This is a genomic window from Vagococcus sp. CY53-2 (assembly GCF_022604695.1).
GTDB lineage: Bacteria > Bacillota > Bacilli > Lactobacillales > Vagococcaceae > Vagococcus.
On the sequence record NZ_JALAHP010000011.1, the window covers coordinates 1 to 15063 of the forward strand.

18 protein-coding genes, 2 pseudogenes and 1 riboswitch are annotated in these 15063 nt (G+C 32.6%); of the genes and pseudogenes, 6 read left to right on the forward strand and 14 right to left on the reverse strand.

Annotation, left to right across the window (positions count from 1 at the left end; translation table 11 throughout):
* The 11 genes and pseudogenes from MN581_RS09625 to MN581_RS09675 all read right to left on the reverse strand — a co-directional run.
* Positions 1-396, reverse strand: a pseudogene (locus MN581_RS09625) (myo-inosose-2 dehydratase); the annotation flags it as partial.
* Positions 397-426: 30 nt separating this feature from the next.
* Positions 427-1452, reverse strand: a complete 1026-nt coding sequence (iolG, locus tag MN581_RS09630; protein ID WP_117974119.1) for an inositol 2-dehydrogenase — start codon at positions 1450-1452, stop codon at positions 427-429.
* Between the two features lie 80 nt (positions 1453-1532).
* Entirely contained in the window at positions 1533-2891 is a 1359-nt protein-coding gene (locus tag MN581_RS09635; RefSeq protein ID WP_233519217.1) for a sugar porter family MFS transporter, read from the reverse strand.
* 304 nt (positions 2892-3195) lie between these two features.
* The gene (locus MN581_RS09640) at positions 3196-3408 is read right to left on the reverse strand and encodes a hypothetical protein (protein WP_241699680.1); all 213 of its coding nucleotides are present in this window, start codon (positions 3406-3408) and stop codon (positions 3196-3198) included.
* A 64-nt stretch (positions 3409-3472) separates the two neighbouring features.
* Complete coding sequence (locus tag MN581_RS09645) at positions 3473-3643, reverse strand: hypothetical protein (protein ID WP_158559471.1); 171 nt, start codon at positions 3641-3643, stop codon at positions 3473-3475.
* A 150-nt stretch (positions 3644-3793) separates the two neighbouring features.
* Positions 3794-4885 carry a serine hydrolase domain-containing protein gene (locus MN581_RS09650; protein ID WP_158559472.1) on the reverse strand — a complete coding sequence of 364 codons (1092 nt, stop codon included), beginning with the start codon at positions 4883-4885 and terminating at the stop codon, positions 3794-3796.
* Between the two features lie 254 nt (positions 4886-5139).
* Positions 5140-5295: a hypothetical protein gene (locus tag MN581_RS09655; protein WP_158559473.1), complete on the reverse strand. Its 156-nt coding sequence runs from the start codon at positions 5293-5295 to the stop codon at positions 5140-5142.
* A gap of 139 nt (positions 5296-5434) precedes the next feature.
* Positions 5435-5842: a GNAT family N-acetyltransferase gene (locus tag MN581_RS09660; protein ID WP_241699681.1), complete on the reverse strand. Its 408-nt coding sequence runs from the start codon at positions 5840-5842 to the stop codon at positions 5435-5437.
* Between the two features lie 142 nt (positions 5843-5984).
* The gene (locus tag MN581_RS09665) at positions 5985-6242 is read right to left on the reverse strand and encodes a chorismate mutase (protein ID WP_241699682.1); all 258 of its coding nucleotides are present in this window, start codon (positions 6240-6242) and stop codon (positions 5985-5987) included.
* Positions 6243-6272: 30 nt separating this feature from the next.
* Entirely contained in the window at positions 6273-6971 is a 699-nt protein-coding gene (locus MN581_RS09670) for an NAD-dependent protein deacylase (RefSeq protein WP_241699683.1), read from the reverse strand.
* 20 nt (positions 6972-6991) lie between these two features.
* A complete protein-coding gene (locus MN581_RS09675) occupies positions 6992-7900 on the reverse strand; it encodes an EamA family transporter (protein ID WP_117974132.1) in 909 nt (302 codons plus the stop codon).
* Positions 7901-8054: 154 nt separating this feature from the next.
* A riboswitch (Lysine riboswitch) is annotated at positions 8055-8229 on the forward strand.
* Positions 8230-8387: 158 nt separating this feature from the next.
* Here MN581_RS09675 and MN581_RS09680 point away from each other — a divergent pair.
* Together MN581_RS09680 and MN581_RS09685 are read left to right on the forward strand one after the other, a co-directional pair.
* Positions 8388-9908, forward strand: a complete 1521-nt coding sequence (locus tag MN581_RS09680; protein WP_233519218.1) for an ABC transporter permease subunit — start codon at positions 8388-8390, stop codon at positions 9906-9908.
* Positions 9908-10645 carry an amino acid ABC transporter ATP-binding protein gene (locus MN581_RS09685; protein WP_117974136.1) on the forward strand — a complete coding sequence of 246 codons (738 nt, stop codon included), beginning with the start codon at positions 9908-9910 and terminating at the stop codon, positions 10643-10645. Before MN581_RS09680 ends, MN581_RS09685 begins: the two co-directional genes overlap by 1 nt.
* A gap of 38 nt (positions 10646-10683) precedes the next feature.
* On the opposite strand, the gene MN581_RS09690 is transcribed toward MN581_RS09685, so the two are convergent.
* On the reverse strand, positions 10684-11055 hold the full coding sequence (locus MN581_RS09690; protein ID WP_117974138.1) for a YxeA family protein: 372 nt from the start codon (positions 11053-11055) through the stop codon (positions 10684-10686).
* Between the two features lie 382 nt (positions 11056-11437).
* Between MN581_RS09690 and MN581_RS09695 the strand changes: the two genes are divergently transcribed.
* Positions 11438-11887 (forward strand): linear amide C-N hydrolase, encoded by a 450-nt coding sequence (locus MN581_RS09695; RefSeq protein WP_241699684.1) that lies wholly within the window; start codon positions 11438-11440, stop codon positions 11885-11887.
* Positions 11888-11948: 61 nt separating this feature from the next.
* Positions 11949-12107, forward strand: coding sequence for a hypothetical protein (locus tag MN581_RS09700; protein WP_158559474.1), 159 nt, complete (start codon positions 11949-11951; stop codon positions 12105-12107).
* Positions 12108-12149: 42 nt separating this feature from the next.
* On the opposite strand, the gene MN581_RS09705 is transcribed toward MN581_RS09700, so the two are convergent.
* Together MN581_RS09705 and MN581_RS09710 are read right to left on the reverse strand one after the other, a co-directional pair.
* Complete coding sequence (locus MN581_RS09705) at positions 12150-12335, reverse strand: hypothetical protein (RefSeq protein ID WP_241699685.1); 186 nt, start codon at positions 12333-12335, stop codon at positions 12150-12152.
* A gap of 69 nt (positions 12336-12404) precedes the next feature.
* The gene (locus tag MN581_RS09710; RefSeq protein WP_241699686.1) at positions 12405-13544 is read right to left on the reverse strand and encodes an ArgE/DapE family deacylase; all 1140 of its coding nucleotides are present in this window, start codon (positions 13542-13544) and stop codon (positions 12405-12407) included.
* 158 nt (positions 13545-13702) lie between these two features.
* Between MN581_RS09710 and MN581_RS09715 the strand changes: the two genes are divergently transcribed.
* On the forward strand, positions 13703-13882 hold the full coding sequence (locus MN581_RS09715; RefSeq protein ID WP_241699687.1) for a hypothetical protein: 180 nt from the start codon (positions 13703-13705) through the stop codon (positions 13880-13882).
* Between the two features lie 462 nt (positions 13883-14344).
* Positions 14345-15063 (forward strand): annotated as a pseudogene (locus tag MN581_RS09720) (hypothetical protein); the annotation flags it as partial.

Consider the following 15063-nt stretch of genomic DNA (forward strand, 5'->3'; position numbering starts at 1 on the left):
TTTTTCCCATTCATCTTCTGTAAATTCAGGTTTTTTATCAAAAACAGGTGTCTCCATTTGACCTTGTACACTATGTCCTTGTTCTGACACAACGATGACTTTTGCTCCCATTGCATGCAAAAAGTCACGATGTAACATAAAAGCCTCTTCTGTTTCTTCAAATGGTTTGGTTGTTAAAAAAGCACTAAACCAGGCACTAGCTACTGATAATCCACGTGGTTCTAAGTAACTTTTTAATTCTTCTGGATTTTTTGGATATTTGTTTCCAATTTCTGTTCCTGTGTACCCTGCTAATGCCATTTCACTGATACATTGTTCAAACGTATTTTCCTTACCTAATTCCGGCATATCATCATTTGTCCAAGCGATTGGTGCAATCCCTAACTTAATTGTCATTTGTATTTCCTCCATTTATATATTAATTTTTTAAATTTTTGGATAAGTTGTATCTACTACCACAGGTTTGCCGGTTGCAATAGATTCTTGTGCTGCAACAGCTGCTCTTTGCGCCATGATAACATCCATACCTGTTGCGACTAATGGTTGATTATTTAAAATAGCTTCTACAAATAAACGTACCTCAGTATCATATGCTTGATGATAACGTTCCATAAAGATTGGTAATGGATTTTCCATCTCTAACGACTGTTCTCCATACAATTCAACAGTTGAATCGCTTACATTTTCTGCTTTAAGCATTCCTTTAGAACCAAATACTTCTACCCGTTGGTCATAACCATATACGGCACGACGGCTATTATCAATTAAGCCAAATGAACCATTTTCAAATTCTAATACTATTGCTAATGTATCAATATCGTTTATATCTTTTAAAGTTGGATCAATAAGCGTGTTTCCTCTAGCATAAACTTCTTTAATGTTACTTCCAGCCATATATCTAGCCATATCAAAATCATGCATGGTAAAATCGAATAACAATCCTCCAATACGTTTTATTAACTCATGTGGTAATAAATCAGGATCTCTCGAAGTAATTTTTATTATTTGAGGATCACCTATTTTACCATCTCTAACATCTTGATAGATTTTTCTAAATTGACGATCCACTCGTCGATTGAACGCAATCTGCATTTTAACATCATTTTCCTTCACCGCACGTAATACTTTTAAACTTGATTCTTCATTTGTATCCATACTTAAAGGTTTTTCGCAAAAAATATGCTTTTTTGCTTTTGCTGCATCAATTGCTATTTTTTCATGTGAGTCTGTCGAAGAGAAAATGAATAACGCTTCTAATTCTTCATCACATAATAACTCTTGATAATCTTTGTAACAATGCTCAATACCTAACATATTCAATTCGTCTTCAGCATTCTCAATAAACAAATCAGATACACCTAAGATATTTATACTTGGAATGTTCAGAAGATTCTTAATATGCATCATGCCTACCCTTCCAACACCTACTACACCACAATTTAATTTTTTCATTTAGATACTCCTTCATCAATATTTTTAACTAACATTATTTTATTTAAAACAACAGAAATTGTGTTTATATTCACAATTAACTATTTAATGAAATGGCTTTCAATTTCTTCCAACGTTTTTCCCTTTGTTTCTGGTATTTTAAAATGTACCACTAAAATCCCTAATAATGCACAACCAGCAAATCCATAAAATGTAGCATTAATACCTACTGAATTGACAAGAACAGGGAAAAATAGCCCAACGAGAAAATTAGCTATCCATAAAACAAACACTGCAATTCCAGAAAAAGTCCCTCTATACTTAGCTGGAAATATTTCAGAGATTAAAATCCAAGTAACTGGTCCAATAGCTCCTTGAAAAGCAAATATATAAATAAAAATAATGATCATAATAATATATGGTGCTATTTGTGTTCCTGATAACAAATTAGATAGAACACCTACAGAAATTAACGATACTGCACAAATGGTTAATCCACTAATTTCCAATTTTTTTCGTCCCATTTTATCAACAATTGTCATTCCTACGATTGATGCAATAACTGAAACAACACCATTTAAAACATTGAATATCAATGCTGCACTAGCACCAAATCCATACATTGTTAAAATTTCAGACCCATAATACATAACTGAATTAATTCCCGAAAATTGTTGTATTATACCTAATAAACACCCTAACAAAAGAATCTTTATCGTCCAAGTTGGTATTTTTTCTTTATTTTTTTTATTTTTAACTACTTTAACAGGTATTTCTTGTATCTCTTGTATTTCTTTTTTAACCATCTCGTCATCATCTAGATAGATTTCTTTAATTATATGAATTGCACGATCTAACATACCATTTCTAGCATACCACTTAGGTGACTCTAATACTTTTGTCATACCAATTAACATAATAATTGCTGGTATAGCCGCTAACCCCATCATCACTTTCCAAATATGATTATTTTGAATAAACATATTACCTAAAATAGCATTTAATAAAAAGGCTAAGAACTGTCCACCCACAATCATTACCTGATTTAAACCAACCATTTTCCCTCTATGCTCAGCCGAAGAAATTTCACCTAAATATAATGGCACAACAGCTGATGATGCTCCTACTGCAAGTCCCAATAAGAACCGAAAAGAGACTAGAAAAGCAAAATTAAAAGATCCGCTACAACCTATTGCTCCAATCAGATAAATCCAAGCAATAATACGCAATGTCTTTTTTCGCCCAATCATATCACTTATTTTCCCACCAAAAACTGCTCCAAATGCTGCAGATAATGTTAAGGATGATGATACCCAACCTTTTTGTATAGGGGTTAACATAAAATCTTTACCGATAAAATTCAACGCGCCATTTACAACACCTGTATTATAGCCAAACAACAACCCCCCGATAGTCACAATTAACGATATAGTGATAATCTTTTTATTAACTTTTGTCACACAAACACCTTCCCTTCTTCTATACTCATCACTAAACACCAACATACCCAACAACAGATAAGATGTTACTAAATTCACAATAACAACTTACACACGAATTATACAACTCTTACTCTTTTTTTACAAGTGATTTTATAAAAAAATATAAAAATCATAAATCATCTTTATTTTAAAGGGTTTTTAAAATAATTACCTAAACAAAAAACAACAAATTTACTCATTTTATTTTTTAAAATGAGTAACTTTGTTGTTTTTTGTTTTTTATTGTTAAAAAAAGCACAAGTTTTTATATGATTAAAATTATCTATTCTTTTTTTTTTTCGATTTTTTTATGCTTACTTTTCTTTTTTCGTAACTCAATTGCCTTTAATTGATTTGAAGCTTGAAACGAGAATATGATAACTAATATTTTTAAAATCCATGCTAGAAGTCTAAAAATGTAGCTTACTATCGATCCCCCTATAAACGACCCCAATACAGCTCCTGTTTTATATGCACTATCTCCTTTTATCATCATGGATTTCCTACTGATCCAAGAACTATTAATCCTCCTATTAAAGATAAAGCACATGAGATAATCATTAAAATGGCTCCACTTTTTTTGGCTGTTTTGCTAAAACATGAATAGAAAAACTTAACAATAATATCGTTAATACTTTAAAGACATCAATCATACCACCTAATACTGGAACTGCTGTAATAATATCAATAATAGTCATTGTTACATAAAAACTAGATAACCTTTTGTTCATAAAAACACTATCTTTTACATATATAAGATAATTGTCTTACAATTACATATTTTTTTTCAAGTTATAAAAAATTAAATATTTAATATCTTTATAAAAAAGAACCTTTATAAAGGCTCTTTTGATAAAAAATCATTTGATTCTGTCAGTAAATTAAGCAAAATGACTTTTATAAATATCTGATGCCAAATCTGATAAGCTATCTAGTTCATGACCATTACTAATTAATATAATAATATTTTCACCATCATTATCAAGAAAAACTGAAGATTCATAATCTCCCAAACTACCGTTCGTTTGCAGACATCCATCAGTCTGCCAAAATGCTCCACTATAATCATTATCCGATTTTACCATATTAGAAAAGTCTTCTTTTGTTATTAAAGTACCATCGATCAACGCCTGAACAAAAGTCACTAAATCGTTTGCAGACATCAAGACATTTCCAGCCCCAATCAAACTAGAATATAAAGCTTTTGAACGAGAAAAATCTGAAGCACTCTCTGTATAATCTCCATACAATAATGAACTATTATAAGCTTTTGCAACATCCTCTTCAGCTACATTATCCCAAAAAAATGTATGAGATAAATTTAATGGTTCGATGATTTCTTTCGTGAATAACTCTTCATAACTTTCTCCTGTGACAGTTGATAGAATACCAGCTAATAAAGAATAATTAGCATTAGTATAATTAAATCCTGTTTCTCCAGTAATTTCCAGTGTATCTAATACATAATTAATTTGATCTTCTTGTGTTGTTAATACCTTGTCTGGTGCTACTTCATCCATTTTGATACCTGATGTTTGATCAATCAAATCACGTATGGTTATATCTGAACTTCCCTTAATATCTGGATAAAAATCTGATAGAGGCGTTTCATAGGTTAATTTTCCTTTTGAAATTTCTTTTGCTACCAACGTTGCCGTCATCATTTTTTGTAAAGAAGCAACTGGAAAAAGAGTATCCAAATTATTTACCTTATTAGCTTCATAATCACTATAGCCATATACAGCTGTTGAAGTAACCTTATCTCCCTCAACCATGATAGCTACCCCATTGTAATTTTCTTTCGGAAAATAATCGTCAATAGTTTTATCAGAAGAACCACTATCAGTATTTCCTGCTGCGAGAACCTCATCATCAATCATATTTTTGTTTAAAAAGTAACCCAATCCTAGTACAATCATGACTGTTGTTATACCTATCCACACGATTTTTGTTATTTTAACTGTTTTTTTCATCACAATCATACCTCCTAATCGAACGAACACTACTTAAATTTACTTATAGTATAAAATGTGATACTTAAATTAACCTTAAATCCATTTATTTTATATTAAATTATTTATTATCAATTTTATAGTTTTTAATTATAAATAAAAAACCACACGAATCATAATAAACGTTACGTTGGTTTAAAAAAGCCTATTTACTTAACTACCAATACTGTATAATCAAGATGTTATAATAAAAAACACGTCATCAATTGATAAATTTATACAGAATCTTCATTTTTTATAATACCACGATTATTTAATTTAGTATAATCATTCGCAATATTAAAATAGTCTAATAAATAAAAATGGAAATGAATTAAAAATGAAACATATTTACCATACGTCTTCACACGATTATTCATTGCTTGGTTCATTTATTTGATATACGACTCATACGCTAAGTTCCAAGAAAGTATGGAGCTTAGATTGATTCAGTTAACCTTTATTACTCATCATTATTTTTAAACATAAAAAATAAGTCAAAGATACACCTCTCTTTAACTTATCACTTAATTAATATTCTTTATAAAAAGCAACTGTGCTTCCTTTATCGCACGATTCCAATCCAAAACTCTCATAAAACCCTCGAACATCTGGTTTATCTACAGTTAATAATACTTTTTGGCGCACATGTTTATATGTTGCTAATACATCAGACATTAGTGTTGTCCCAATTTTTTGACGTTGATAATCTGGGTGAATCAAAATATCTTGTATATATAAAATCGTGTAACCATCACCAATGACCCTGATTAAACCAACTAATTGTTCTCCATGCCATGCACTCACCACATAAAGCGAATTAATTAGTGCTTGCTCTAAACCTTTTAAATCTTTTGTGTAAGCTATCCATCCAACACTATCATACAACAATTCTAGTTGTTCACGTTTTATATTACTTCCGTTTCTATACTCTATCATTATATTTCCTCCTAATTTATTTGTTTCATTAAGAGTCTAACTTCAACCGATTATTCATAGTAAAATCCCCTTTCAGGTGTTTCGTTCATTGTATCATACCTATAAAAAAATCCTCCAGAACGTTTCTGAAGGATTACCTTTATTATTTACTTTTTTGATAGTCTTTTGACACCATCATGATTTGGTTAAATGTTTCGACGATTGAATCAGCATAATCCTCATTTGATACCATTTGTCGAATTTTTTCTAATACGGCTTCTTCTCTTGTCGTATCAAAAACTGGAATATGATTGTCTTTTTTTATCTTCGCGATGTGCGACACACAATCATATCTTTCTTCCAATAATGATACGATTTGTTCATCAATTTCATCAATTCGTTGTCTATCTTGACTTAACATCTTATCTCCTCATTTCGTATAAGAGTCAGATTATATATCAGAGAAAAAGTCTTCACCTTTTTGTTGCACTAAAAGATGAGGCATCATTAATGAAATGGGTTCTTTGTTTACCACAATCACCTGACTATCAGGTTTACGGTAATTAATCAGTCCGCTAAAAGGATATACTTGAAAGCTTGTACCCACAATACACACCACTTCTGCTTGAGACAACCACGAAATAGCTATTTCTATATTAGACTCAGACAAGCCTTCTTCGTAAAGTACCACATTCGGACGGATGATGCCACCACATTCTTGATGATACATACTCTTCATATAGTCTGGAACGGAAACTGATTGACCACATGTTTGACAATAACAATCATACAAACTTCCATGAAATGACACCACATTTGGACTTCCTGCTTTAATATGTAAGTCATCAATATTTTGTGTCACAATCCCAACTTGTTTCATTTGGCTTAATTCTGCCATTTTTTCATGAATCACATTCGGTTTGGCTTCTGGATGGTATAATTGTTGGACAAATTGATAAAAAACGTCAGGCTCGCGTTTTAAACAAGTATGACTCAGCAAATATTCTGGATTATCCACTCCATGATATACCCCTGTCATAGAGCGATAATCAGGAATACCCGATGCTGTTGAGACACCGGCACCTGTCATAAACACGATATTTTCCGCCTGCTTTAATATCTCTATTGCTTGTTCTTCCACATCAATCACTCCTTTGCTTTATTATGACATTATTCGTCAAAAAAGCCTAATATAACTACAGAAATGATAATCGCAAAAATCATAACGTATTGTTTCTTTGTTAACTTCTCTTTTAAGAAAATTCGCGACCATAACACTGATACGATACTATATGATGCAATCATCGGTGCGACGACAATAGAATTGCTTGCGATTGCTCCAATATAGAAAAATTGTCCCAAGGTTTCAAAAAGTGCCGCAAACCCCTTATATTTTTCATGAAATACATCCATTTTTTCTCCTTTAATCGCTCGTAGATAACCCCACATTAGTAACCCGACGATTAAAAAAGTAAACTCATAACTCATATTTGCTTGGTTTTCTGGTAAAATCTCTGCATAATCCAAATAATACCCATCTAAAAATGTTCCTAGTCCATCAATCACACAGTAAAGTATCGGAAAAATAATGGCCAACGCACTTTTTCGGTATTTTTTATCAACTACATCCCCTGATATTTTTAATTCATAATCGGCTTCTTGTTTTTCATACACCGACAACATAAAAATAGCGACTGAAATAACTGCCACAGCAATAAATTGAATCCACACCATTTTCGCTCCTAGTATCAGAAACATTAATAAAGCTGACACCGCTCCTGAAGAGTTACTGATGGGTGAAGACACACTCAGCTCTATATAACGAAGTCCTACATACCCTATTGCCATTGATAAGATATACATTGACGATACTGGTAAATAAATCAACATATTTTTCCATTCAAATCCCACATCTAAATATAAATAATAGTATAAAAAGGCATGAAGCCCCATCACCAATCCCACAATGACCACTGTTTTTTGTGCACTATACTTGTCTTTTTCATTATTTCCTAACTTATAAAACAAATCAGCTGTCCCCCATGAAAAGACAGCCACCAATGCTGACATAAACCACATACTTTTCGTCTCCCTTATATTTACTTTCACACTTACTTGTTTAAAAATAACGAATTAACGTGACTTGGTCAAATAAAATTTTCGTGAAAAGTCATGACATTTTGAAAAAGGTATGATATAGTGTTAGACATATTAAGAAAAAATAACCGAATAATATAAATCTAGAGGTTGCAATCTATCAATAACATTAGTCGAGTAGAGGAATACGTTGACACTAATGCACAGGGAAGATTGCCGAAATGTGATAAAGTTCCTCGCTTATCATGTTGGGGCTATAGTGAATAACTATAGGACTGTCTTAGTTAATACTAAGATGCGCTATGATTGGATAACACTTTGTTAATCTGACTTCATCAAAAGCAACCTCTATTTACGAGGTTGCTTTTTTTTATTTATCTAAAACAAAAGGAGAATTATCATGCAAACAAACAATCGATCTACCAATCATGTCTTAATTGCACTATTATTTCTATTTATTAGTTTTATCATGCTAACACCAAAAGTTGAAGCAAGTGAGGATAAATTTGTCGTAGGAATGGAAGCTGGATACCCCCCATTCAACTGGACACAACAAAATAATGCCGATGGAGCGGTCAAAATTCAAGGCGGAAGCGAGTATGCCAATGGTTATGATGTCATGATTGCCAAACGCGTCGCTGAAGGTTTAGGAAAAGAACTGGTTATTTATAAAACATCATGGGATGGATTAGCGCCTGCGTTAACTTCTGGAAAAGTGGATGCTATTATTGCTGGAATGTCTCCCACTGAAGAACGAAAAAAAACCATTGATTTTACTAACGACTACTATCATTCAAACCTCGTCCTAGTTGTTGCGAAAGATGGAAAATATGCTAATGCAAAAAGTCTAAAAGATTTTGAAGGAGCAAAAGTCACTGCTCAATTAAATACATTTCATTACTCTGTGATTGATCAAATAGAAGGTGTCTCAAAACAAACTGCTATGGATGATTTTTCTGCTATGCGTGTGGCACTCCAATCCGGAAAAATTGATGCGTATGTTTCAGAAAAACCTGAGGGAATCACAGCTCAAAAAGTGAATCCAAACTTTAAAATGATTGATTTCAAAGATGGCCAAGGCTTTAAAACAAATCGCGATGATACATCTGTTTCTATCGGTGTAAAAAAAGGTAGCCAAGATATTACAAAAATTAATGACATTTTAGCCGGTATCACTCAAACAGAACGAGACAATTTTATGGATATTGCCATTAGTGAACAACCCGACTCACAGTCAAATGAAAACTGGGTTGTCAAAATTGTCAAAGAAAACTGGCAAATGTTCTTAAAAGGAGCTGGGGTGACACTTTTAATCTCGCTTATCGGAACAATTGTTGGGACATTCATTGGGTTAGGTATTGGATTGTTTAGAACCATTCCCACGCCAAAAAACATGGTAAACAAAGTCTTATTTAAATTATTAAACACTCTATTTTCAATTTATATCGAAATTTTTAGAGGAACACCAATGATCGTTCAAGCAATGGTGATTTACTACGGATCTTCTCAAGCATTTGGAATTGATATGAATCCACTTGCAGCAGCATTATTTATTGTATCAATCAATACTGGGGCTTACATGACAGAAATCGTTCGTGGTGGTATCTTCTCGGTTGATAAAGGACAATTTGAAGCAGCATCTGCTATTGGAATGACACACGGTCAAACAATGGTCAACGTCGTGATTCCACAAGTATTTAGAAATATTCTACCTGCTATGGGGAATGAATTTGTCATCAACATCAAAGATACGTCTGTATTAAACGTCATTGCAGTAACCGAATTATTCTTCCAAGCAAAAACAGTCGCTGGAAGCAACTTTAGATTCTTTGATACCTTCTTTGTTGTTTGTGTGATTTACTTTGTTATGACCTTTACTGTAACGCGTATTTTACGATTTGTTGAAAAACGTATGGATGGTACTGGTGAATACGCACCTTATGCTAATCAAATGCAAACAGCTATTTTAGAAAGAAAGGATGACAAATAATGACAGACTTAATTGAAATCAAACACTTACAAAAACAATACGGCAATCATGAAGTCTTAAAAGACATTAATCTATCTGTAAAAGATGGGGAAGTTGTAACGATTATCGGGCCATCTGGTTCAGGTAAATCAACTTTACTTCGTTGCATTAATTTATTAGAAGAACCAACGGGTGGGGAATTACTTTTCAAAGGTGACAATATCCTTGCTCCTGGTTATAACCTACCAAAATACCGTGCTCATGTTGGAATGGTATTTCAACAGTTCAATCTATTTGAAAATCACGATGTCTTAAATAACTGCATCGTTGGACAAGTAAAAGTATTAAAACGCTCACGAGAAGAAGCAGAACGTATTGCGATTGAAAATTTAGATAAAGTCGGGATGAAAGACTTCGCCCATGCGAAACCTAGTCAATTATCTGGTGGGCAAAAACAACGTGTCGCAATCGCTCGTGCCATCTCAATGGATCCTAAAGTCATGCTGTTTGATGAACCAACTTCAGCTCTTGACCCTGAAATGGTCGGGGAAGTATTAAAAATCATGCGTGAGTTAACTGGTACTGGATTAACCATGATTATTGTAACTCATGAGATGGCTTTTGCCGAAGAAGTATCTGATCGAGTCATTTTTATGGACCAAGGATTTGTAGCTGAAGAAGGTGCTCCGGAAAAAATATTCCAACACCCAGAACAAGCTCGTACAAAAGAATTTTTACAACGTATTTTAGAAGGATAGAAAATAAGCTAGCTTGAGCCAACTCAATCTAGCTTATTTTATTTATCTAGTTTTTCTAATATATTCTTTGGAATATCACTTTTTGACACATCATTTGGTCCACTAATTACCCTTGTTTGACTAATAAATACTTTTACGTATGAACCAGGTTGTAATGGTGACACATTATTGCCACTCAACTCATAATCCATTTTTTGTATTGTTCCATCTTTTTTTACAAAATCAAAATCATATTTATAAGATTTACTTCCTGATATAACCTGACCTGTATCTTCCACAGTAGGAACACCATCTGGAACTTTTGCATACGCCACATCACCTTTATAAATCGTTGTGTAATACTCATACCCTTTGTAGCCAGAAATCACGATTAATACTAAAATGACAACGAAAATAATTTCCTTTATCATACTATTCACCTTAGCAACAAATTAATTAACAATATAATCTAAAAAAACACTTTTTAATCTATCTAAAACGTAAGTTTAAAGACAAAAAAATATTATTATTATTTGAATGAACAACTAAAAAAAAGTTATTATTTGTATTATTTCCATAAAAATTTTAATATATACCTAATCATAAAATAGAAGTTTTCAAAATGTGTACAAATATCACGTTAAATGCTAAAAATGGCGATATTTTTTCGGGCACACAATGGATTTAGATATTTCAATGTTTGGTGAAGACCCTGGATTAGATTTAGACATTACACTAACAACTGGTCCAAAAAACATCAGTATAGCTAGCCAAGTTTCTCTTTGGCTTAGTAATTAAATAGTCTTAGGCACTATGACAAAGTATACAACGGTCATATATGATGGTATGAATGAACATGATACAGGTTATGGATTATTTGGTTTACCTGGAGATTATACTTCTCCTTCTCGCTTTATCAGAAGTTTTTATCTAAAAAATAGGTTAGATGATTTTGATACAAATGAAGGAATCAATAGACTGTATAGTATTTTTAGACCAATCATTGTGCCACGAAGTTTAGAACACAAAAAAGCTGAAATGAGTATCACAGATTATACACGCTACTGGTCTGGTTATGATGTCACTAAACAAATCGCCTATGCTCAAATAGGTGAAGGACTTGCTATCACAGCGAAAGAATTAGATACTTCCCTGACAGACATCACGTATCATATTATTCATTTAGATAATAATATTGTTTTCGCTTCATACATAAAGAAAACAGCACAGTTAATTCATTATTTTTTCTTTAACTACGTGTAAGATTACCTTATAAGCATTGAATAAATGCCATCAATTTAACATGATGAAAGAAGGTAAACCCATGAGAACAGAACGAGATGGAGCCAAACAAAATCGCCGTTCATTTGAACAAGAAAAAGCGAAAGAAATCTTCGAAGCTGATATCGATAAAAATCGTGAAAAAGTAACGGAGAAAAAAGAAGAAAAAGCTGAAAAACGTTTAATCCGTGAACACAAATAAAAAATAGCTACTCAAGTATTCATGAATACTTGAGTAGCTATTTTAATCTTCTTTATTAATCATATTCTTAATAGTCGTACCCAGTTGTTGGATAATATCATTTAATGGGCTAGGTTTTAATTCATTCAATCTTTCTTTAGGTGTCCACCTAACTTCGATATCACCTTTTATATCACTTATCTCCTCTGTCGAAAAAACCTCAAAGACAAAGATAATCTGTTGAAACACCACACGCTCTCATATCAAACTTACTATCTTCTATAACGACTTGAATATCTTGCATAAATAACTGCCTTTTTAATTTAAATAAGTCAACATAATTTGTTTGTATTTATCAATCATATCTAAATAATTATCTATGTCAACATACTCATTGACTTGGTGTGGTAATGTTGATTCACCAGGGCCAAAGACAACAAAATCAAATGAATTAGATGATTTAATAAATTCTGCCGTATCAGTCGTCGCACCAATCCCAATAAGTGGTAATGGTTCATCAAATTGTTGTTGAATTACCTCAATTAATTCAGACTGTTTGTTTGCTTTAACAGATAATTTATTGTAATCAATAGTGAGATTTAACTTGTATGGTTGATTTTTATTTAGTTCATCCACAGTATCTTGTAATACTTTAATAATATCATCGTTAGAAAATTCTGGAATACTACGTATATTTCCTTGCAGTGATGCAAAGTTTGGAATACTATTGACCTGTTTCCCACCATTCATAATCGTAATATTATGAATCGTTGAACCTAATTCTTCATTTACATAGTTACTTGAAATTTCATCCATTTTTTGATTGATGTGGTACGAAAAATCAATCAAATGGTTTAATGCGTTATATCCTTCTTGTGGCATAGAACTGTGTGCTTCTTTGCCTTCTGATGTCACTGTGTAATTAATTGAACCCATATGAGTATAGACTAGATTATAATTACTTGGCTCACCTACAATCAAACCATCCAAATCATCAACATATCCTAGATTAGTTAATTGTTCAGCTCCTAACTCGCCCACTTCTTCTCCAACGGTTGCTAATAATTTAATCGTTCCATTGAATTCTTTTTGTTCTTCTTGAAGCTCAATCATTGCTATAACCATTGCCATAAGACCACTTTTCATATCCGTTGAACCACGACCATAAAGTTTATTACCTTCTATAATTGCAGAAAAAGGTGGATACTTCCAATCACTCGTATCCCCAGGGTCCACGACATCCATATGACCAGTTAATCCTAGAACTTTATCACTATTTCCTTTTTTAATCGTTGCCACTAAATTACTACGATTATCAGCATATTGAATCAACTCAGTTGAAATATTAACTTGCTTTAATTTATTTTGAATATATTTTGCCACAATTTTTTCGTTACCATTGATTGTTTCCATCTTAACAATGTCTTGTAACCACTCGATTTTTTGATTCTTTTGCATGATTGTTCTCCCCTTTTTCTTTCATATATTTGTATTTTTATCATACCGCGTTCATTTAATCTAGCTAAATCATATCCCTTTTCTTAACATGTCTCTAAATATATTTAATCTAGTTTTAATGATATAATAGACGTAATAAAAAGAAAAGAGGGATACTTATGTCAAATAAATCGATGCCCGCTGAACCAGTTATTTTGAATGACACTACCACATTAGAAAAAGAATTTGTCGTAGAGAAAGATTTCATTAAAGAAAGAATACACTCACTAGATCATGATGGATTTAACATTATTTTACCTAACACTACTCAAGTTATTGAAGAAAAAAAGAAAAAATAATATCATGATAAGCTGTTTTTCATCTTACTTTTTTAAGGTTAAATTAAGGATTGGATATTAAGATATAGATACTTAAATAATTATTGAACACATTCTCTCTTCCCACAACAGAGGATGATCCCAAAGCATGTTACATTTTTTCATTTATCTGTTGACTTTTTTTATTAATGAAACGCATTATGAACTTACCTTTATTTTACCAATCGCGGATACTTCTAAACATTTAATACCTTATACCCCGTAGTATACCCATTAATTTATTAATGGGTATTTTTTTGTCTACATGAATATATTTTTATGAAAATTACATGAAATTCAATGAAGTGTATATTTATATAATATTTTTAAATAATTAAGTACAAAAAGTGTTGAAATATGTCTTATTTTATCTTATACTTTTTTTGTAACATACGTTTGCCGAACGTAGTATTATTATTTAAAAAAAAGAGGGAGATATAGTAAATGAAAAGACAAGATTACAAAAAAATGATGCAACAAAAAAAAGCTGCAAAATCGTTCAAAAAAACCGCTTTATTAAGTGCATTGAGCATTAGTATGATTAGTTTAACAACCACTGTTAGTGCAGAAGAAACTAATGGAGGAGACGTGTCTAACGACGAAACTTATGATAATTCTTTAGTGTTTGAATCAGATGCTCCGATGGCTCCTGACAATGGTCTGGTTTTTGAACCAGATGCTCCGATGGCTCCTGACAATGGGCTAGTATTTGAGCCAGATGCTCCAATGGCTCCTGACAATGGGCTAGTATTTGAGCCAGATGCTCCGATGGCTCCTGACAATGGTCTGGTTTTTGAACCAGATGCTCCAATGGCTCCTGACAATGGGCTAATATTTGAGCCAGATGCTCCAATGGCTCCTGACAATGGGCTAGTATTTGAGCCAGATGCTCCAATGGCTCCTGACAATGGGTTAGTATTTGAGCCAGATGCTCCAATGGCTCCTGACAATGGGCTAGTATTTGAGCCAGATGCTCCAATGGCTCCTGACAATGGGCTAGTATTTGAGCCAGATGCTCCAATGGCTCCTGACAATGGGCTAGTATTTGAACCAGATGCTCCGATGGCTCCTGACAATGGGCTAGTATTTGAACCAGATGCTCCAATGGCTCCTGACAATGGGCTAGTATTTGAGCCAGATGCTCCAATGGCTCCTGACAATGG

What these genes read in the sequence shown, in the direction of transcription:
- iolG (WP_117974119.1), bottom strand. Translation starts at nt 1,452, where the DNA reads ATGAAAAAATTAAATTGTGGTGTAGTAGGTGTTGGAAGGGTAGGCATG.
- MN581_RS09640 (WP_241699680.1), bottom strand. Translation starts at nt 3,408, where the DNA reads ATGATGATAAAAGGAGATAGTGCATATAAAACAGGAGCTGTATTGGGG.
- MN581_RS09645 (WP_158559471.1), bottom strand. Translation starts at nt 3,643, where the DNA reads ATGAACAAAAGGTTATCTAGTTTTTATGTAACAATGACTATTATTGAT.
- MN581_RS09650 (WP_158559472.1), bottom strand. Translation starts at nt 4,885, where the DNA reads ATGAAAAAAACAGTTAAAATAACAAAAATCGTGTGGATAGGTATAACA.
- MN581_RS09655 (WP_158559473.1), bottom strand. Translation starts at nt 5,295, where the DNA reads ATGAACCAAGCAATGAATAATCGTGTGAAGACGTATGGTAAATATGTT.
- MN581_RS09660 (WP_241699681.1), bottom strand. Translation starts at nt 5,842, where the DNA reads ATGATAGAGTATAGAAACGGAAGTAATATAAAACGTGAACAACTAGAA.
- MN581_RS09665 (WP_241699682.1), bottom strand. Translation starts at nt 6,242, where the DNA reads ATGTTAAGTCAAGATAGACAACGAATTGATGAAATTGATGAACAAATC.
- MN581_RS09675 (WP_117974132.1), bottom strand. Translation starts at nt 7,900, where the DNA reads ATGTGGTTTATGTCAGCATTGGTGGCTGTCTTTTCATGGGGGACAGCT.
- MN581_RS09680 (WP_233519218.1), top strand. Translation starts at nt 8,388, where the DNA reads ATGCTAACACCAAAAGTTGAAGCAAGTGAGGATAAATTTGTCGTAGGA.
- MN581_RS09685 (WP_117974136.1), top strand. Translation starts at nt 9,908, where the DNA reads ATGACAGACTTAATTGAAATCAAACACTTACAAAAACAATACGGCAAT.
- MN581_RS09690 (WP_117974138.1), bottom strand. Translation starts at nt 11,055, where the DNA reads ATGATAAAGGAAATTATTTTCGTTGTCATTTTAGTATTAATCGTGATT.
- MN581_RS09695 (WP_241699684.1), top strand. Translation starts at nt 11,438, where the DNA reads ATGACAAAGTATACAACGGTCATATATGATGGTATGAATGAACATGAT.
- MN581_RS09700 (WP_158559474.1), top strand. Translation starts at nt 11,949, where the DNA reads ATGAGAACAGAACGAGATGGAGCCAAACAAAATCGCCGTTCATTTGAA.
- MN581_RS09710 (WP_241699686.1), bottom strand. Translation starts at nt 13,544, where the DNA reads ATGCAAAAGAATCAAAAAATCGAGTGGTTACAAGACATTGTTAAGATG.
- MN581_RS09715 (WP_241699687.1), top strand. Translation starts at nt 13,703, where the DNA reads ATGTCAAATAAATCGATGCCCGCTGAACCAGTTATTTTGAATGACACT.